This window comes from Hymenobacter montanus (assembly GCF_014699115.1).
GTDB classification, from domain to species: Bacteria; Bacteroidota; Bacteroidia; order Cytophagales; family Hymenobacteraceae; genus Hymenobacter; species Hymenobacter montanus.
The window spans coordinates 36,203-54,317 of sequence record NZ_JACXAD010000015.1; the positions used below are offsets into that span (position 1 = coordinate 36,203).

17 protein-coding genes are annotated in these 18,115 nt (G+C 59.2%); 7 read left to right on the forward strand and 10 right to left on the reverse strand.

What is annotated here, in order from left to right:
- Positions 1-2: 2 nt before the first annotated feature.
- Both IC235_RS13820 and IC235_RS13825 read left to right on the forward strand, forming a co-directional pair.
- Positions 3-1,979 carry an OmpA family protein gene (locus tag IC235_RS13820; protein ID WP_223847299.1) on the forward strand — a complete coding sequence of 659 codons (1,977 nt, stop codon included), beginning with the start codon at positions 3-5 and terminating at the stop codon, positions 1,977-1,979.
- Positions 1,980-2,321: 342 nt separating this feature from the next.
- Positions 2,322-2,702: a hypothetical protein gene (locus IC235_RS13825; RefSeq protein ID WP_191005776.1), complete on the forward strand. Its 381-nt coding sequence runs from the start codon at positions 2,322-2,324 to the stop codon at positions 2,700-2,702.
- Between the two features lie 462 nt (positions 2,703-3,164).
- Here the strand turns inward: IC235_RS13825 and IC235_RS13830 are convergent, their stop codons facing one another.
- The 5 genes from IC235_RS13830 to IC235_RS13850 form a co-directional block, all read right to left on the reverse strand.
- Positions 3,165-4,451 carry a citrate synthase gene (locus IC235_RS13830; protein WP_191005777.1) on the reverse strand — a complete coding sequence of 429 codons (1,287 nt, stop codon included), beginning with the start codon at positions 4,449-4,451 and terminating at the stop codon, positions 3,165-3,167.
- 326 nt (positions 4,452-4,777) lie between these two features.
- Complete coding sequence (gene mnmE / locus IC235_RS13835) at positions 4,778-6,202, reverse strand: tRNA uridine-5-carboxymethylaminomethyl(34) synthesis GTPase MnmE (protein ID WP_317173582.1); 1,425 nt, start codon at positions 6,200-6,202, stop codon at positions 4,778-4,780.
- Positions 6,203-6,281: 79 nt separating this feature from the next.
- Positions 6,282-6,980 (reverse strand): metal-dependent transcriptional regulator, encoded by a 699-nt coding sequence (locus IC235_RS13840; RefSeq protein WP_191005778.1) that lies wholly within the window; start codon positions 6,978-6,980, stop codon positions 6,282-6,284.
- Between the two features lie 317 nt (positions 6,981-7,297).
- Entirely contained in the window at positions 7,298-8,308 is a 1,011-nt protein-coding gene (locus IC235_RS13845; protein ID WP_191005779.1) for a 3-oxoacyl-ACP synthase III family protein, read from the reverse strand.
- 107 nt (positions 8,309-8,415) lie between these two features.
- Positions 8,416-9,597: a glycosyltransferase gene (locus IC235_RS13850; RefSeq protein ID WP_191005780.1), complete on the reverse strand. Its 1,182-nt coding sequence runs from the start codon at positions 9,595-9,597 to the stop codon at positions 8,416-8,418.
- Between the two features lie 82 nt (positions 9,598-9,679).
- On the opposite strand from IC235_RS13850, the gene IC235_RS13855 reads away from it, so the two are divergent.
- Positions 9,680-10,501, forward strand: a complete 822-nt coding sequence (locus IC235_RS13855) for a 2,3,4,5-tetrahydropyridine-2,6-dicarboxylate N-succinyltransferase (protein ID WP_191005781.1) — start codon at positions 9,680-9,682, stop codon at positions 10,499-10,501.
- Between the two features lie 240 nt (positions 10,502-10,741).
- On the opposite strand, the gene msrA is transcribed toward IC235_RS13855, so the two are convergent.
- The gene (gene msrA, locus IC235_RS13860; protein WP_191005782.1) at positions 10,742-11,272 is read right to left on the reverse strand and encodes a peptide-methionine (S)-S-oxide reductase MsrA; all 531 of its coding nucleotides are present in this window, start codon (positions 11,270-11,272) and stop codon (positions 10,742-10,744) included.
- A gap of 243 nt (positions 11,273-11,515) precedes the next feature.
- The gene (locus tag IC235_RS13865; RefSeq protein WP_191005783.1) at positions 11,516-12,403 is read right to left on the reverse strand and encodes a 3-hydroxybutyryl-CoA dehydrogenase; all 888 of its coding nucleotides are present in this window, start codon (positions 12,401-12,403) and stop codon (positions 11,516-11,518) included.
- Between the two features lie 202 nt (positions 12,404-12,605).
- On the opposite strand from IC235_RS13865, the gene IC235_RS13870 reads away from it, so the two are divergent.
- The gene (locus tag IC235_RS13870) at positions 12,606-12,764 is read left to right on the forward strand and encodes a lmo0937 family membrane protein (RefSeq protein ID WP_191005784.1); all 159 of its coding nucleotides are present in this window, start codon (positions 12,606-12,608) and stop codon (positions 12,762-12,764) included.
- 86 nt (positions 12,765-12,850) lie between these two features.
- Here IC235_RS13870 and IC235_RS13875 read toward each other — a convergent pair whose 3' ends face one another.
- Both IC235_RS13875 and IC235_RS13880 read right to left on the reverse strand, forming a co-directional pair.
- Positions 12,851-13,642, reverse strand: coding sequence for a hypothetical protein (locus IC235_RS13875; protein ID WP_191005785.1), 792 nt, complete (start codon positions 13,640-13,642; stop codon positions 12,851-12,853).
- Positions 13,643-13,736: 94 nt separating this feature from the next.
- Entirely contained in the window at positions 13,737-15,359 is a 1,623-nt protein-coding gene (locus IC235_RS13880; protein ID WP_191005786.1) for an ABC-F family ATP-binding cassette domain-containing protein, read from the reverse strand.
- A 284-nt stretch (positions 15,360-15,643) separates the two neighbouring features.
- Here IC235_RS13880 and IC235_RS13885 point away from each other — a divergent pair, with 284 nt between their 5' ends.
- Positions 15,644-16,126, forward strand: coding sequence for a DUF4199 domain-containing protein (locus IC235_RS13885; RefSeq protein ID WP_191005787.1), 483 nt, complete (start codon positions 15,644-15,646; stop codon positions 16,124-16,126).
- A gap of 185 nt (positions 16,127-16,311) precedes the next feature.
- Positions 16,312-16,716, forward strand: a complete 405-nt coding sequence (locus IC235_RS13890; RefSeq protein WP_191005788.1) for a hypothetical protein — start codon at positions 16,312-16,314, stop codon at positions 16,714-16,716.
- A gap of 40 nt (positions 16,717-16,756) precedes the next feature.
- Here IC235_RS13890 and IC235_RS13895 read toward each other — a convergent pair whose 3' ends face one another.
- Positions 16,757-17,206, reverse strand: a complete 450-nt coding sequence (locus IC235_RS13895) for a hypothetical protein (protein ID WP_191005789.1) — start codon at positions 17,204-17,206, stop codon at positions 16,757-16,759.
- A 116-nt stretch (positions 17,207-17,322) separates the two neighbouring features.
- On the opposite strand from IC235_RS13895, the gene IC235_RS13900 reads away from it, so the two are divergent.
- Complete coding sequence (locus IC235_RS13900; RefSeq protein ID WP_223847300.1) at positions 17,323-18,105, forward strand: murein L,D-transpeptidase catalytic domain family protein; 783 nt, start codon at positions 17,323-17,325, stop codon at positions 18,103-18,105.
- The last annotated feature ends 10 nt before the right edge of the window (positions 18,106-18,115 follow it).

Genomic DNA, 18,115 nt, shown 5'->3' on the forward strand with positions numbered 1-18,115 from the left:
CAATGCGTTGTATATCAGTGTTGGGGGCGTTTCGCCTCGTGCTAATGCTTTTGCTTTGGATGGCCAGCACGGAAACGGCCTGGTGTCAGCTCCCGGTTAAAGTACAAACTCCCACCAACACCAAGGCCCGCAACCTGCTCCAGAAGGCGCAGCAACATATTAAGGAGCGGGATTTTATCAAGGCCATCGAAACCCTGAACCAGCTCAACGAGAAGTTCCCCTCGTTCGGCGAAGCTTTTTTGCTGAAAGGCTCTTTGCTCAAGGCCATTGGCGACAACCGGGGCACGCTGGCAGCCTACCGCAGCGGCTTGGCCAAAGTGCCGCTCGACGCGGGGCACGCTTCAGACTACCAGTTGCTGGGCGACCTGGCCCTGAGCTACGGCGAGTACCAGACCGCCCTTGATGCTTACCGGCAGCTCATGAAAGTGGCCCCCAAAACGCAGCGCAACATGGCCAAGTCGCAGCGGCAGATGCTAACCTGCGAGTTCGCCCTCAATGCCATTAAGCAACCCGTCGGCGAGGCGCCCGTGCCCTTGGCCGCGCCGATGAACAGCTTTAAATTTCAGTATTTCCCCGCCCTCACGGCCGACAACCGCTTCCTGCTGTTTACCGGCCGCCCGGCCGCCAGCAGCGGCGAAGACTTGTTTGTGAGCCGGCAGAACAAAGACGGCTCGCTGGGCGCGCCGCAGCCGATCTCACCGGCCATCAACACCAGCTACAACGAAGGCGCCGGCTCTATCTCCGGCGATGGTAAGACCCTGGTTTTTGCGTCCTGCGACCGGCCCAAAGCCATTGGTAACTGCGACTTGTACATCTCGCGCCGCACGGGCAACAACTGGAGTGCCCCCGTTAATCTGGGCATCAACGTCAACTCCCCGGAGTGGGACTCACAGCCCTCGCTCTCGGCCGATGGGCGGACGCTGTACTTTACCTCAACCCGCCGCGGGGGGCAAGGCCAAGAAGACATCTACGTCACCACCCTGCGGCCCGATGGTACCTGGAGCGCCGCACAAAATCTGGGCACTCCCGTAAATACGGTGGGCAAGGACATGGCCCCGTTCATTCACGCCAGCGGCACCACGCTCTACTACGTCACCGATGGGCTGGTGGGCATGGGCGGGCTCGACGTCTTTCGCTGCGAAAAAGACCCGACCGGTAAGTGGAGCGAGCCCCGCAACCTGGGCTATCCCCTGAACACGTTTGAAAACGAAGCTTCGCTGTTTATCGCCTCCGATAATCAAAAAGGCTTCTGCTCCCGGAGCCGGGCTACCGACGAGCCGCCCGCGGGCTCGCGCATCATTCGGGAGCGGCCCGTGGAGCTGTTCAGCTTCGTCGTACCGGCCGTCGTCAAGGCCCGCGAGACCAGCACCTACACCCAGGGCCGGGTGTTCGACGCGGTTACCAAGAAACCCCTGAAGGCGGAAGTCAAGCTCTACGACGTCGATACGGACGTGATGACGCAATTTGTGACCTCCGATCCCGTGGAGGGCGATTATACCGTGGTGCTCAACGAAGGCCATCATTACGCCATGTACGCGGCGGCCGACAAGTACTTGCTCAAAAGCCTCAACTTTGACTACTCCAGTCAGCACACTTTCAACCCGCTTACCCTCGATATTTACCTGGAGCCCGTGCGCTCGGGGCGGAGCGTGGTGCTGAATAACCTGTTCTTCGATACCAATAAATACGACCTCAAGCCGCAGTCGCGTACGGAGCTAAACCGCCTGGTTGAGTTTTTACAGCAATACCAGGAAGTTCAAATCGAGGTCTCGGGCTACACCGACAACGTGGGCAAGCCGGAAGCTAACTTGCAGCTATCGCAACGCCGTGCCCAGGCAGTCGTGGAGTACTTGTCAAGCCACGGAATTGCTTCCTCTCGCCTGCACTCCAAAGGCTACGGGGAATCCCATCCGCTGGCGGCCAATGATACGGAGGCCCACCGCCAGCTTAACCGCCGCATTGAGCTGCATATTCTGTGAAGCAACCGACCGGTTAGCAAAGTGCAATCCGGCCCACCAAAGGCGAAACCTAAGTCTGGCACTTAAAGTGAGGCTTTAGATAAGTGAAAATATAATAGGATTGGCACGTAAATAAATATGGCTCGCCCGTTGGCGAGCTTTTTTTTTGCTTCAAGAATTTATTTCTGTACTGATCACATTCTTTTATTGATCAGATATTTATGATAATTGACAAAAATCTATTGATTAGAAAAGTCACATAAAAAGTATTTTTTGTTCAAAAGAATATTCTTCCTAGGTTTGAATTGGTCAAGCGGCTAAGCGTTGGCCTCTCAACTCACATTTTCACTATCAGCCCAAACCATGAAAAATCTGTTTCTGACTATTTGCCTAGCTACGGGGGTTAACGCGTCCACACCCGCCACCGCTGCTAACGACCCCACCGAAGCCCTCTACTCCAAAGCAATGATGAGCCGCGCCACCACGCTCACCCGGGCCCTGGCGCAACGCATTAATTTCAACGAGGCCCAGTACCTGGCCGTGAAGAAGCTGAACCTGCAAATGCTCACCCAGCGCCGCGACCTGGAAATTCTGCTTAGCGGAGCCAGTGCTGAGGAGCGCGATAATAAGCTGGCTGACGTTCAGGAGCGCTACGAGATAGCCCTGATAAACCTCCTTAAGCCCGAGCAACTGCTGGCGTACAATAAGCTACGCACTAACTTCACCGCCCACCGGCTGAACTAAGGTCGGTGGGCAGTTAGCAAAGAATAGGAAAAGTCCAGCCTGCGGAGCTGCCCGCAGCCTCTATCCCGAACCAATTTCGACCTAACGAAGTGGGGGAGAGGCTGCGAGCAACTCCGCAGCCGGTTTGTTTGGCGGTTGGCCTTCGTTGCTGCTCCGGTTGCTTCGCTAGAGCTCAGAACTTGGAGCTCAGAACATTGCCTTATTTTAGCCCCAGCCGGCTCCTTAGAGCAGTTTTCGGAAAAGAATTAAAAATTAAAAATGAAGAATTAAAAATCGGCTGGTCCATTTTTTAATTCTTAATTCTTAATTCTTATAAAAACGGTACACGGACTTGAGAACCGCTCTATATGTGCTCTAAGTTCTCAGCTCTAGGCGCTCATTTCTAAAAGCAAGCGCTCAAAAGCCCGAACCACGCCAAGGTGATTCGGGCTTTTAACCGCCGCCAGCAGCTTACAAACGTGCCTATCGGGCGCTGATTTCCTGGTAGTCGCGCTGGAGCTCGCCCGTGTAGATTTGGCGGGGACGGCCGATGGGCTCCTTGTTTTCACGCATTTCTTTCCATTGGGCAATCCAGCCGGGTAGGCGGCCCATGGCGAAGAGCACCGTGAACATCTCGGTCGGAATGCCCAGGGCTCGGTAGATAATGCCCGAGTAGAAGTCCACGTTGGGGTAGAGCTTACGCTCGACGAAGTAGGGGTCGGTAAGGGCCGCTTGCTCCAGCTCGCCGGCAATTTTCAGCAGCGGGTCGTTGATGCCAAGCGCATTCAGTACTTCATCGGCGGCTTTTTTGATGATTTTGGCCCGTGGGTCGAAGTTCTTGTACACGCGGTGGCCAAAGCCCATGAGGCGGAACGAGTCGTTCTTGTCCTTGGCTTTGTCAACCCATTTCTGGGTGTTGCCGCCGTCGGCCTGAATGGCTTCGAGCATTTCCACCACTTCCTGGTTGGCTCCCCCGTGCAGGGGGCCCCAGAGGGCGTTGATGCCGGCCGAAACCGAGCCGTAGAGGCTGGCGTTGGCCGAGCCCACGAGGCGCACGGTGCTGGTCGAACAGTTTTGCTCGTGGTCGGCGTGCAAAATGAGCAGCTTGTTGAGGGCGCTCACCACCACCGGGTTGATCTCATACTTCTCGGTGGGGAAGCTGAACATCATGTAGAGGAAGTTGGCGCAGTAGTCGAGGTCGTTGCGCGGGTAGATGAGCGGGTGGCCCACCGAGTTCTTGTAGCTCCAGGCGGCGATGGTCGAAATTTTGGCCATCAGGCGCACAATGTTCAGATTCAGCTCTTCCTTGCTGATTTCCGGCGCGATGCTCTTGGGGTAGAATGCCGTGAGCGAGCACACCAGCGACGACAAGATGCCCATGGGGTGAGCCGACGAGGGGAAGCCATCGAGAATCTTCCGAATGTCCTCGTGAATGAGGGTGTGCTGCGTGATCTGGTGGCGGAAACTATCGAACTCGCTCTGGGTAGGCAGCGCGCCATAGATCAGCAGGTAAGCTACTTCCAGGAAGCTCGACTTTTCGGCGAGCTGCTCAATAGGGTAGCCCCGGTAACGCAGGATACCTTCTTCGCCGTCGAGAAAGGTGATGGCGCTTTTCGTGGCCCCGGTATTCTTGTAGCCCGAATCGAGGGTTACGTAGCCGGTCTGGTCGCGCAACTTGCCGATGTCAAACGCCTTTTCGTGTTCAGTGCCTTCGATGACGGGCAGGCTAATGGATTTGCCATCGAGGATTAGTTCAGCAGATTCTGCCATGGGCGGGAGGGATGAAGGAGAAAGTTCAGCGCGAAACTAACGCATAAGCCGCGAGCCGGGAAATTTTCTCGGCACCTGCGCTGGCATTACTACCGCGAAAGCAGGGCTGAGGTTCGATATAAACCGCCAAGTCCGCTGCCGGTTTGCTCCTGACCGTGCCGATTAAGGTAGATGGCATAGTGGTTCTCCGCGACCTGCCTACTACCTGCCCTGACATGATGATTTCGAGCGCTGCCGGGCCAACAAGAACTACATGAAGCAGTTGGTGATCAACTCTACTGCCTGGTCCAAGACCACCTGGCGCCTTCTTTCCGATGCTGCAAGAGCTATTTACCAATGCAGAATTCAGTGAAAATGCTCGTGAGCAGGTCTTCGGAGGAAATCTCCCCGGTAATCTCGCCCAGGGCGGCCAGGGCATGGCGCAGGTCGGCGGCCAGCAATTCCGTGCCGCTTCCCGCGTCGAGGCCGGCTTGCACGGCCGCCAGGTGCGCGGCGGCCGTCTCCAGAGCCCGGGCGTGGCGCACGTTGGTGACAATGCTGGCGGCGGCGGTGTTTTCCAGGGTCGAACCGCGTACCTGGCTCAGCAAAGCGGTTTGTAGGCTGTCCAACCCGCGCTGCTGCTCAGCGGCTATCAGCACCAGCGGCACCTGGGTAGCGGACCCGGGCTGGTGGGCTTGAAAGTCAGCAATAAAAGCTTCCTGGGAAGCTGCTGGGGTTAAATCGGCTTTATTGCCCACGGCCAGCACGGGCAGGGCCAAGCCCGCCGTCAACTCCTGAATTTCGGCGTGCACGGTGGCGGGGCTCATTTCGGACAGGTCGAACAAGTAGAGCAGCAGGGCCGCCTGGCGCACACGTTGGCGGGTGCGGCGCACGCCAATGGCCTCCACCTCGTCGGCCGGGTTGTCGCGCAGGCCCGCCGTGTCGACGAAGCGAAACCGGAGGCCCTCCATGCTCACTTCGTCCTCGATGAAGTCGCGGGTGGTGCCGGGAATAGCCGAGACGATGGCGCGCTCCTCGCGCAGCAGGGCATTAAGCAGGGTAGACTTGCCGGCATTGGGCCGCCCGGCAATTACTGCCGTGATGCCGTTTTTGATGACGTTGCCCAGCTCGAACGAGCGCAGCAGGCCGGCAACCACGCCGCGTACTTCGGCCAGCAGCCGGGCCAGGCCCGGACGGTCGGCAAATTCCACGTCTTCTTCGCCAAAGTCCAGCTCCAGCTCCAGCAGGGCGGCAAACTTGACGAGCCGGCCGCGCAGGTCCCGCAGCTCCTGGGAAAAGCCCCCGCGCAGCTGGTTGAGGGCCACCCGGTGGCTCAGGGCCGAGTCGGCGGCGATGAGGTCGGCGACGGCTTCGGCCTGAGCCAGGTCCAGGGCCCCGTTCAGGAAAGCCCGTTTGGTGAACTCCCCGGCTTCGGCCAGGCGGGCACCCTGGCGCAGGAGCAGGGCCAGCACCTGGCGCACCACGTAGTCGGAGCCGTGGCAGTTGATCTCAACCACGTCTTCCCGGGTGAACGACCGGGGCGCGCGGTACAGGGCCACTACCACCTCGTCCAGGATGGCGCCGTCCTGGGGGTCGCGCAAGGTGCCGTAATGCAGGGTGTGCCCCGCGGCCTCGGGCAGGCCCCGCTTCGAAAAAACCGCCGCGGTAATGCCCATAGCGGCCGGCCCCGACAGGCGAATAACCGCCAGAGCCCCGGCCCCCGGTGGGGTCGACAAGGCGACGATGGTGTCGGAAAAAAGGGTTGGGACCACGGTTGGCTTAGGTTTAGGACTTGCCTGGATTCGTATTTAATCTGCTGCTTATGACAACCGTGCCGGCACCAGTAAGGGCTCACGCTGTCACGAATAAATTGCAGCTGACCTCAGCGGATATCAACGCTAGCCGCTGACTATTAATTCTGATTTCAAAGGAATTATCGAACCCAACCTTATCCACTACTTCAACCAGGGCGCCAAGCTGAAGCCCTACCTTATCCAGGTATTGCAGAAAGGGCGCCGAGGTATTTTTCACCGCGGCCAGGGTGCCGCACTCGCCTACGCCCAAGTCGGCCAGGAGGCGGTGAGCGGGCCGGCGCATGGCCCCGTCCTCGGCCGGAATCGGGTCGCCGTGCGGGTCGAGGGCGGGGTGGCCCAGGAAGGCGTCGAGCCGGCGCATGAGCAGGGGTGACTGCACGTGTTCCAGTTGCTCGGCCACCTCGTGCACTTCATCCCAGTTGAACCCGAGCTGCTGCACCAGAAACACTTCCCACAGCCGGTGCTTGCGGATGGTAAGCAGCGCCAGCCGCTGGCCTTCGACGGTGAGCTGCACGCCGCGGTACCGCTCGTAAGCCAGGAGGCCTTTCTCGGCCAGGCGGCGCAGCATGTCGGTCACCGAGGCCGCGCGGGTGTCCAGGGCCGCGGCAATGCGGTTAGTGCTTACCCCCACGGTTTCGGGCTCCGCCTCAGCCAGCTTGTAGATGGCCTTGAGGTAGTTCTCCTCCGTATGGCTGGGTAGTTTGGGCGGTTGAATGTCGAGTGCGGAATGAGTCATGCTAACCAAGTTGGGGCAACTTCGAGTCTGCAGAAGCACCTGGATGACGTGCTCTAAACTTGCTCAGGGCAGGAGTTCTACAATGGCGCGGCAAGGTATTGGTGAGCTATTCAGCTTTGCAAAACGAGGTGCGAAAGGCCGTGTTGTACTAGTCCGTGGCCCGCCAGCGCTGCTTAAACCAAACGGGAGCCTGCTCCATTAGCCAAGGGCTCACTCCCTGGAGACCGGCCAAGCCAGCTGAAAGTGCATTCGGCAGGCAGAGGGAGCCACCGCTTCATCCTTGCAAAAATACCCATCCAGCGGTAGAAGAGTAGCGCTTAAAATTTCAACAGCGCCGAGGCCCAGGTAAAGCCGCTGCCGAAGGCGGCCAGGCATACCAGGTTGCCCCGCTTGATTCGCCCTTCCTGCACGGCCTCGCTCAAGGCAATGGGCACGGAGGCGGCGGTGGTGTTGCCGTAGCGTTGGATGTTGCTGAAGACCTTATCGTCGGACAGCCCCATTTTCTGCTGCACGTACTGGGTGATGCGCAGGTTGGCCTGGTGCGGAATGAGCAGGTCGATGTCGGTGGGCTGGTAGCCGTTCTGGTCGAGGGCCTCTTTAATTACCTGGGGGAAGCGCACCACGGCGTGTTTAAACACGTTCTGGCCGTTCATGTAAGGGTAGAGGTCGGCCCGGCTCTCGAGGATGTGCTGCACGCGGTTATCGCGGTTCGAGCCGGGCTCTTTCACGATGAGCTCCTCGGCAAATTCGCCCTGGGCGTGCAGGTGCGTGCTCAGGATGCCCTGACCCTCGCCGGGGCTGGGCCGCAGCACCACGGCCCCGGCGCCGTCGCCGAAGATGACCGACACGCCCCGGCCCTCAGGCGACTTGTCGAGGCCGGAGGAATGGATTTCTGAGCCCACCACCAGCACGGTGTCGTACATGCCGGTGCGCACAAACTGGTCGGCCACCGACAGGCCATAGATAAAGCCCGAGCACTGATTGCGGACGTCCAGCGCCGGTGCGTTATTGGTCATGCCCAACTCGCGTTGCAGCAGCACGCCCGAGCCGGGAAAGAAATAGTCGGGCGAGAGGGTGGCGAAGACAATCAGTTGCACATCGTCCGGGCCGACGCCCGCCATTGCCAGGGCTTTGCGGGCGGCATGGGCCCCCATGTTGGCCGTGGTGTCCTTGCCTTCTTCAAACCAGCGCCGCTCCTGAATGCCGGTCCGCTCCTGAATCCAGGCATCGGACGTGTTCATCATCGACTCCAGCTCGACGTTCTTAACTACCCGGCTGGGGACGTAGTGGCCGACTCCGGCAATGAAAGAATGACGTAAAGTTGCCATGAACGATGGAAAGTAAAGTGAGGATGCGGAGTGAGGTAAGAGCTAGCAACGCTGCCCAGGGGGCCAAAGCTGAGCGTTACGCGCAAAATGGGGGCAAAGGTGGCACGTTAAAAGAGAGAATCCAGCAAAAGCCACAATTTTTTGCTTTCTTCTGCCCACACAACATCGGTTGGCATCCCAGCGGGGTAGAAGTTACCCCTCGCCAGCCGGGCCGCGAGCGCGGCCCCATCAACGGGGGCCGCGAAGTCAAGCGACAGGCCCGCCCCGTGGGTGTCGAGCAGCGACTGCCAGAGCGCGTTGGGGGAGGCAATGATGGGCAGCCCATGCGCTAAGTATTCGAACAGCTTCGTGGGCCGGCAGCGTTCCGTGCTGGGGTGGGGCCGGTACGGCAATAAGCCGAGGTGGCTGCGCCTGATCTCGGCCACTATCCGAGCGTGGGGCACGGGCTCGGAACCGCCAATCAGCGTCAGCCACGCCGGGTGCTGGCTGACCGCTTCCCGCAGCTGCCCCAGGAGCGTCGGCTGCTGGCAAAAGCCGATGATGGTCAGCTGCGCGCCCCCCGGCCAGGCCCGGCGCAATGCGGCGGTCAGGGCGATGGCTTCCCACACGCCGTTGAGCTCCGAGATGGTGCCAGAATAGAGCAGCCGCAGGGGCACCTCGGGAAGGAGCGGGCCCGGCGGCCGGGCTGGCAGCGCTTCGCCGGGAGCCGGCTGGTACTTGTTTTCGAGGACTACAACCCGGCCGGCCGGGACTTTTTGCAAGAAGGGCAGCTCATCGGCGTAGCTCTGCTCGGCCAGGAGCACACCGGCCGCGCGTCGGGCGGCCAGGCTTTCCACCCACCGCAGGCCCGCGGCCAGCCCGCGGCGGGTGAGGCCCGAGTACACGCGTTGGGTGGCCACGTTGAGCGCATAGTTTTCGCGGATGTCGTACAGGAACGTTCGTCGCCGGCCCAGCGCCCGCCATAACAAGGTGAGGGGTAGCAGCTCCGGGGCGTGCACGATCACCACCGCGGGCGCTACTCGCCGGAGCAGCCGCCAGTACCGCCACTGCGCGGCCAAGCGGCCCCAACTGAGCCGGGTACCCTGAAAAATGCCGTGCTGATAAACCCCCGGCGCTGCCATTGGAGCTGGACCAGTGGGGCCCGGCCGCCCGCGCCCGGCCACGTGAACCCGGGTATGGGGCCGGCTGATGAGGGTGTGAGCAAACTTGCCCCGCATGCGGGTATCGTCAACCGGTTTCAAAACGGAAGCCAGCAATACCACCAACTGGGAAGAACCGGAGCCAAGCACGAGTCAAAGATGCTAGTTTTGTCGCTTCCCCGCGGCTGGGAAGTTTCCCGGCGGCATTTTCTCCAGCAACATTTCCTCCCGTATGCCTGATTTTCAAATTCTGATCGAGCAAGCCTGGGCCGACCGCGCCCTGCTCCAAAACGCCGATACCAAAGCGGCCATTGCCCACGTGATTGAAGAGTTGGATAAAGGCCGGCTGCGCGTCGCGGAGCCCACCGCCGCCGGCCAGGACTGGCAGGTACACGACTGGGTGAAAAAGGCCGTCATCCTCTATTTCCCTCTGCAGCAGATGCAAACCGAATCGGTAGGCCCCTTCGAGTACCACGACAAGATGCGCCTGAAAACCGACTACGCCGGCCAGCAGGTGCGCGTGGTGCCGCCCGCCACGGCCCGTTACGGCGCCTTCCTGGCGCCTGGCGTCATTCTCATGCCGAGCTACGTCAACATTGGCGCCTACGTGGGCGAAGGCACCATGGTGGACACGTGGGCTACGGTCGGCTCCTGCGCTCAAGTAGGCAAAGGAGTACACCTGAGCGGCGGGGTGGGCCTGGGTGGGGTGCTGGAGCCTGTGCAGGCGGCCCCGGTCATCATCGAAGACGGGGCCTTTATCGGCTCGCGCAGCATCCTGGTCGAAGGCTGCCGGGTGGGCCAGGAAGCCGTGATTGGCGCCGGCGTTACCATCACCGGCAGCACCAAAATCATCGACGTGACCGGCCCCGAGCCGAAAGAATACCGGGGCTACGTGCCGCCGCGCTCGGTGGTCATTCCCGGCTCCATTCCCAAGCGGTTCCCGGCCGGCGAATACCAGGTGCCCTGCGCGCTGATTATCGGCCAGCGCAAGGCCAGCACGGATTTAAAAACGAGCCTGAACGACGCCCTGCGCGAGCACGGAGTAGCAATTTAGCCGACTCACCCCAGCGCTGCGGCGCGGCTTTCCTCGGCTGGCTCCCCTTCTCCAACGGACTCTGCGCATCAAGCAGATTCGGGGTCGTACCCGGTAGGGCTGGGGGGTGAGGCCCCAACCAGAACGACCCCGAATAGCAACCGGGGGATGAAGCTAACTTGTTACGTGCCAACGTTGTTCATCGGCAAAAAAGAGGCCCGCTGAATGCCAGCGGGCCTCTTTTTTGTTGATGAGCAATGATCAAGCTTTGAGCTTTTCCCCGAATAAGGCTTTGACCTTATCTACTTTAGGCCGCGCCACAAACTGGCAATAGGGCTCGTGGCCGTGCAGGTTGAAGTAGTTCTGGTGATAGTCTTCAGCCGGGAAAAACTCGGGCGCGGCCGTAATTTCCGTTACCACGGGGTTAGGGAAGGCGTGGCCATCGTTGAGCTGCTGCTTGTAGGCTTCGGCGAGCTGCTTTTGCTCGTCGCTGTGGTAATAAATCACCGAGCGGTACTGGGTGCCGGTGTCGTTGCCCTGGCGGTTGAGGGTGGTGGGGTCGTGGGTTTTCCAGAAGATTTCCAGCAGCTCCTTATAGCTGATAACGGCTGGGTCGAAGGTGATGGTGATGACTTCGGCGTGGCCGGTCAGCCCGCTGCACACCTCTTTGTAGGTTGGATTTCTGATGCGGCCGCCGGCGTAACCCGACACTACTTTTTCCACTCCTTTGAGGTTCTGAAAAACGGCCTCGACGCACCAAAAGCACCCGGCTCCGAATGTTGCTTGTTCCATGATAGGGAAATTCTAAATAAACGACAATAGTAACCCGTAACATCGCAGAGGAGGCGCAGGTTATTTCGTTCCGCACCCCCGTAAGCCGAGCCAATGTAATCTGCCCTCGGCGGAGCAGTAAGGCTCCTGAAGGGCACTCTCCTGAACCACCGGGCGCAAAAAGCCCCGGAACAATACAGCGCCGGGGCTTTTGCGAGTAGACGGTGCTGGCGGATACCGTATGCGGTTTCAGCACCAAAGACCCTATTGCCGGAACCGGGCGGCCACGACCAGGTCCTTCGAGCCAGCGGTGTACTGGTAGAAGCCCTCACCTGATTTGGCCCCGAGGCGGCCGGCCATTACCATGTTTACCAGCAGCGGGCAAGGAGCGTATTTGGGGTTGCCGAGGCCTTCGTGCAACACTCGCAGGATAGCCAGGCACACGTCCAGGCCAATGAAGTCGGCCAGCTGCAGGGGGCCCATGGGGTGGGCCATGCCCAGCTTCATCACCGTGTCGATTTCTTCCACGCCGGCCACGCCCTCGAACAGCGTGATGATGGCCTCGTTAATCATGGGCATCAGAATACGGTTGGCCACGAAGCCGGGATAGTCGTTTACCTCGGTGGGGATTTTGCCCAGTTGCCGCGACAAGTCCATCACCTGCTGGGTAACGGCGTCGGAAGTGGCATAGCCCCGAATGACTTCAACTAGCTTCATGACCGGCACGGGGTTCATGAAGTGCATGCCAATCACCTGCTGCGGACGCTTGGTGACGGCCGCGATTTTGGTGATGGAAATCGACGAGGTATTCGACGCCAGAATTGCCTCGGCGGGGGCGTACTGGTCCAGGTCGCGGAAGATTTGCAGCTTCAGGTCCACGTTCTCGGTGGCGGCTTCTACCACGAGGCCCGCTCCGGCCACGCCGGCCTCGAGCGAGGTGAAGGTGCGCAGGCGGCTCAGGGTAGCGGCCTTGGCTTCCTCGCTCAGGGTCGCTTTGGCCACTTGGCGGTCCAGGTTTTTGGTGATGGTGCCCAGTGCCCGGTCCAGCGCCGGTTGGTTGATGTCGATGAGAGCCACGGCAAAGCCGTGTTGTGCAAAAACGTGAGCAATGCCATTGCCCATGGTACCAGAGCCAATAACGGCGACGTTCATAAAACCAGCGAAAAAAATGGTGGGAGAGTTGCTAAGAAAAAGAGAAGGTAGTGCGGTGTAGCAAAGCTACGATGCTACCAACACCCGGCCTTTTTGTGCGCCCCGACAAAATTATTTTTCGGTGAAATATATCCTTTTGATATAGCCCGCGTACAAAGCAGCATAACCTCGTCATTTTCTTTCACTTTTCTATTCTCAAGCCATGGGTAACCTCCTTTATATTATCGCCGTCATCCTCATCATTATCTGGGCAGTAAGCTACTTTGGTAGCTTTTACACGGGTGGTATTATTCATACCCTGCTCGTAATTGCCATCATTGCCATTCTCCTCCGCGTAATTAGCGGCCGGAGCGCGGTATAACTCCGTCTTCGGATAAAGCAGAAGGCCTAAAAAAGCCGCACTGAGTGCTCAGCGCGGCTTTTTTAGGCCTTCTAAACCGGGGGCAATTACTTACCGATGTTGAACAGAAAGCTAAAGCGCAGCACAAAGCCCGGGTAGAGCGAATAAATGGTGTTGTCGAAATTGTAGAGCCCCACGATGTCGAACGCGGCATCTTCGCTGATATAGGAGCGGTAGCCAAGCCCGGCGAGGGGAGTTGTAACGGTGCGGGTAACTTTCGAATAGAAACGGCCGTCGTCGCTCAGCAGCTGCGCACTGGTTACTTCGTACTCCGCATGGACAAAGAATTCTTTGTACACAATGTATTGGGCAAAGGCTTTGAACCCGACGCTGCTGGTCGAAATGCTACGGTCCCCATTGGCAGTCAGGGCGTATCCTTTCGGAACCGAGTAGCTACTGTAGGCATAAGAAATACCAGGACCAAGTGCTAGGTTTTTGGTTAGCCGAAAACCCAAGGCCGGAGCCGCGCTCACGTTGAACTGGCTTACGTCGTTGTAAGAGGAGAACCCCAGGCCAAAGTTGGTGTAAATGAACTTCTTCTTATAAGCCTGGTCGTCATCAGCACCGAGTTTGGGCAGCGTCCGGTTCGGGAAATTCAATCCGGAAGGAGCGTCGGGCGTTGGTACGGCAGGAGGGGTCGGGGCCGTCGTGGGCGCCGGGTCGGAGGTGGGAGCCGACGCAGGCGCGGGGGCGGGCTGAGGCGTTGTCGGGCGCGGCTGAGTCGGTGGCGGTCCGGGAGGCGCGGAGTTGAGTACGGGCTTGTCCTGCGCCTGGGCACGGTGGGCGGGCCAGCAAGCAACGCCCGCGAGGAGCAGCAACGGAAGCAAACGTTGTTTCATAATGTGAAGAGGAGGGGTGGGGAGAAAAAACGAGGAGCTAACGAATCGGGAGCAGCAAAATTTCTCCCCTGTTGATTCCCCGTGAAACGCGGCGTTAGGCCATTTTGTACATCTTCTGGCGCTGAGACTTCAGGGTTTCATCGGCCAGGTATTCTTCGTAGTTCATGCGGCGGTCGATAATGCCGTCCGGGGTCAGCTCGATGATGCGATTAGCTACGGTGTCGATGAACTGTAAGTCGTGCGAGGCGAAGAGCAGCGAGCCGGTGTAGTCGCGCAAGGCGTTGTTCAGGGCGGTGATGCTTTCCAGGTCCAGGTGGTTGGTGGGGTCGTCGAGCACCAGTACGTTGCCGCCTTCGAGCATCATTTTAGAGAGCATGCAGCGCACTTTCTCCCCGCCGCTCAGTACGTTGGACTTCTTCTGGGATTCCTCGCCCGAAAACAGCATCCGGCCCAGCCAGCCGCGCACAAAGCTCTCGTCCTTCTCGACCGAGTACTGTCGGAGCCAGTCGACCAGGTTCAACTCGCCGGATTGGAAGTAATTATTATTTTCCTTGGGGAAGTAGCTGGGGGTGATGGTAGTGCCCCACTTGTACTCGCCGGTGGCCGGCTTCGCTTCCCCAAACAGGATGTCGAAGAGCAGGGAAGCAGCCCGGTCGTCGCGGCCGACAATGGCCACCTTGTCCTTCTTGTCGAGGGTGAACGTGACGTTTTTGAACACCGTCTGACCGTCGACCGTGGCGCTCAGGTTTTCGATGCTCAGCAGTTGGTTGCCGGGTTCCCGCTCCGACTTGAAAGCGATGTAGGGGTAGCGGCGCGAGCTGGGTTTAATATCTTCGAGGGTGAGCTTTTGCAGCAGCTTCTGGCGCGAAGTAGCCTGCTTGCTCTTGCTGGCGTTGGCCGAGAAGCGGCGCACGAATTCCTCCAGCTCCTTGCGGCGGTCTTCGGTTTTCTTGTTAGCGTCCTGGCGTTGGCGCAGGGCCAGTTGGCTGCTTTCGTACCAGAAGGTATAGTTGCCCGGGTACATGGTGATCTTGCCAAAGTCCAGGTCGGCCATGTAGTTGCACACGGCGTCGAGGAAGTGGCGGTCGTGGCTCACCACGATAACCGTGTTCTGGAAAGAGTCGAGGAAGTTTTCGAGCCACAGCACGCTCTCCGCGTCGAGGTTGTTGGTCGGCTCGTCGAGCAGCAGCACGTCGGGGTTGCCGAACAGGGCCTGAGCCAGCAGCACGCGTACTTTCTCGCTGGCGCCGAGGTCGGCCATCAGGGCGTGGTGCTTGTCTTCGGTGATGCCGAGGCCGGAGAGCAGCTCGGCCGCTTCGTACTCGGCGTTCCAGCCTTCGAGGTCGGCGAACTCGCCTTCGAGCTCGGCGGCGCGCTCGCCGTCGGCGTCGCTAAAGTCGGGTTTGGCGTAAAGGGCGTCCTTTTCCTGCATCACCGCGTACAGCCGCTGGTGGCCCTGAATCACGGTTTGCAGCACGAGCTGGTCGTCGTAAGCAAACTGGTTCTGCTTGAGCACGGCCAGGCGCTGGCCGGCGGGCATTTCCACCGAGCCGGTATTGGGCTCCAGCTCGCCGGAAAGAATTTTTAGAAAGGTAGATTTGCCCGCGCCGTTGGCCCCGATCAGACCATAGCAGTTGCCGGGCAAGAACTTAGCGGTAACGTCTTCAAACAGGATGCGCTTGCCGTAGCGCAGGCTCACATTGGTGGTGGAAATCATTCAGTCAGAAAATAGTAGCACACAAAAACCGCCCGCCTGAGCGCAGCAGTTCGCAAAATTACGCAACAAGACCCGGGCCAGAATCTACGTTGAGAAAGTAGGAGGCAACCGAGATGAAAATAACCGGCCAGCTAGCGAATTAGTGCCCCCGTTTCGGCGCGAATAGCCGGCTAATGGCGCGTAATCGCACGAAAAAGCCCGTTAGCATAACTTCTAACCGGCAGAGACAGTATAAAAAGCCTGAGTCCCGACCCGACTGGTCTTTTTCCATTTCTAATTTACCGATGATGGCTGCTACGCAACTAACCTCCGAAAGCAACGGCTTGCGCATGGGCGTCTACACGGCCGTGGTTTTAATTCTCTACACCGGCTTGGCCGCCCTGGCGGGCTTCCTCGACAAAATTGAGGCCGGCACGCTCGACCTCGTGTTTCTGACCGTGGGCGTAGTGATGGCCATTATGCGTTTCAAACGCAGCCAGGGCAACCGAATGTCCTATCTGCAAGGTTTTGGCACCGGTATTATTACGGCGCTGACGGCCTCGGTGCTGCTGGCCGGCTTCTTCTGGTTGCTGGGCGGGCTGAGCGGCGGAGACGTAGGCAGCGCCCAACGCATTCAAGCCCGCGATTTATTTGGGGCCGACCTGGGCGTGCTCATTGGTGGCCTGGGCATCATCCTGCTCGGCTCAATGTGGGGCGTGATCGTCACCCTGGTAGCCATGCAGTATTTCAAAAGCCCTGATCATCAGCCCATCGCCAGCCTGGATTAGCTATTGCCCCCGACAAAAAAACAAAAAAGACAGCCTCACAAGAGGCTGTCTTTTTTCATGACCAAACAGCTCCAATAAAAATTTAACAAAAGAATTTAAGGTAGAACTAAATCCACCGGAGACGTTAAGTCGTTAGTTATAAAAAATAAATAGTTGTCTATCCCTAATACCAATCTATCATTCATATGATTAAGCTACCAACTTCCGCATTGATTTTTTTACTGTCGCTGGGGGCTTTCGGCGCCCATGCTCAAACGCCCGGCCGCTTACCGGAGCAAGCGGTGACGAACCCCAGCCCAGGTAACGACGCCCTCACGGTAACCCGGGAAATGACCAGTCGTCTGCACCTCAATGAGGGACAGTTCCTGCACTTGCTGCCCCTGAACCGCACCAAGCTGGCCCAGTTGAACAGCATCAACCAGGAATATAAAAACGATGAAGCCCTGCGCGCGGCCAAGACCAGCGAGCTCGAAGCGCAGTACGAGCTGGATTGCAGTCGGATTCTCACCCCCTCGCAATTGAGCCAGCTTCAGCAGGCCCATGGGCGGCCTACCCCGACTATCGCCTCCACTAGCCCCGGAGTGGGCTAAGGAGCGCTGAACCGAAACGCTGAAAAGGCCCGCTAATCTTTTAGCGGGCCTTTTCAGCGTTTCGGGTAGGAGTGAGCGGATCGGTTAAGACTTCGGTAACGGTACCCAGGGGGCCAAAGCGCAGGCTCAGGCACGGTGCCTGTGAGCGCGCGTGCTGGGCCGCGCACTGGGAGCCGGGCTCGAGGTAGTAGTAGTATACTTTCTCGGTGCCCGCGCGCAGCTCTTCTTCATCGGGGGGGCCGAGCAGGGCCGTCACGTCGTTGGCCCGGGCCTCATACAACTGCTCCTTGCTTTTGATCAGGGCAGGCACCGCGGCCCGGCGGCGGTCATGGCACGCGTAGGGGTCGGAGCGCCAAGCCGCAGCATCAAATCCGGGAAGCTCGGACAACCCATGGCCACAGCTTCCTAAAAACCAACTGGTGGTCAGCAGCCCCAACTGCAGGCTGATGGCGCTCGTGAGAAACCGGGCTCTTTTTAGCAGAGAAAACAAAGTACGAAGACGTTAAAAGCAAGCAACCGGCGAAACTAAGCACTAAATTGGAGCTGATTGCGTAGTACGTGGTTTGTATAAGGTGCTCTAAATAGTTTACAAAGTGCATGGGCTCTATGTTAAAGCTGCCTCACAAGGTTCTTTTACTGGCAATGTGGCTCGGGCTGCTAGGTCCGACGAGGCAACTCGCGGCTCAAACCCTGCCCGCAGCGCTAGCTGCCCTGCCGATGCCTGCTCGCCGGGCGTACTACCAAACGGCTTTTGAGCAACGAGCCGCCGAGTTGTATGGCAAGCTGGCTCTGGACGCGGCGGGCCTGCCGCTCGCTGTGTTCCGGGAAGGGCTGGTTGGGTACTACAACCTCCGCTCAGCAGCTAAGCCCGGCGCTGCCCCGCCCATTCTTACGCTGATTGATTTCAGCCGCCCAAGCCATCAGAAGCGCCTGTGGGTTATTGACGTGGATAAGGCCAAGGTGCTGTTTCACACGTTGGTGGCCCATGGCAAGGCCAGTGGAGCCGACGTGCCACTGGCCTTTTCCAACAAGGGCGGCTCCGAGATGAGCAGCCTGGGGTTTTATCGGACCGCGCCCACCACCTACACGGGCAAACACGGCCTCTCGCTGAAGCTCGTGGGCCTCGACCCTGGCTTTAACACCAACGCCGAAAGCCGGGCCGTGGTGGTGCACGGGGCCGACTACGTGTGTGAGGATTTTGTGCGCGCGCACGGCCGGCTAGGGCGCAGCCAGGGCTGCCCGGCCCTGCCCGTGGCCGAGACGACGGCCATTGTGCAAACGATTAAAGGAGGCAGTGTGCTGTACCTGCACGGCCCGGCCGGAGCAGGCTACCGCTCGCGCTGGCTCAACCTGAACACGGCAGTGGAAACTTACCTGGGCCTGCTCTAGGGGTGTCAGG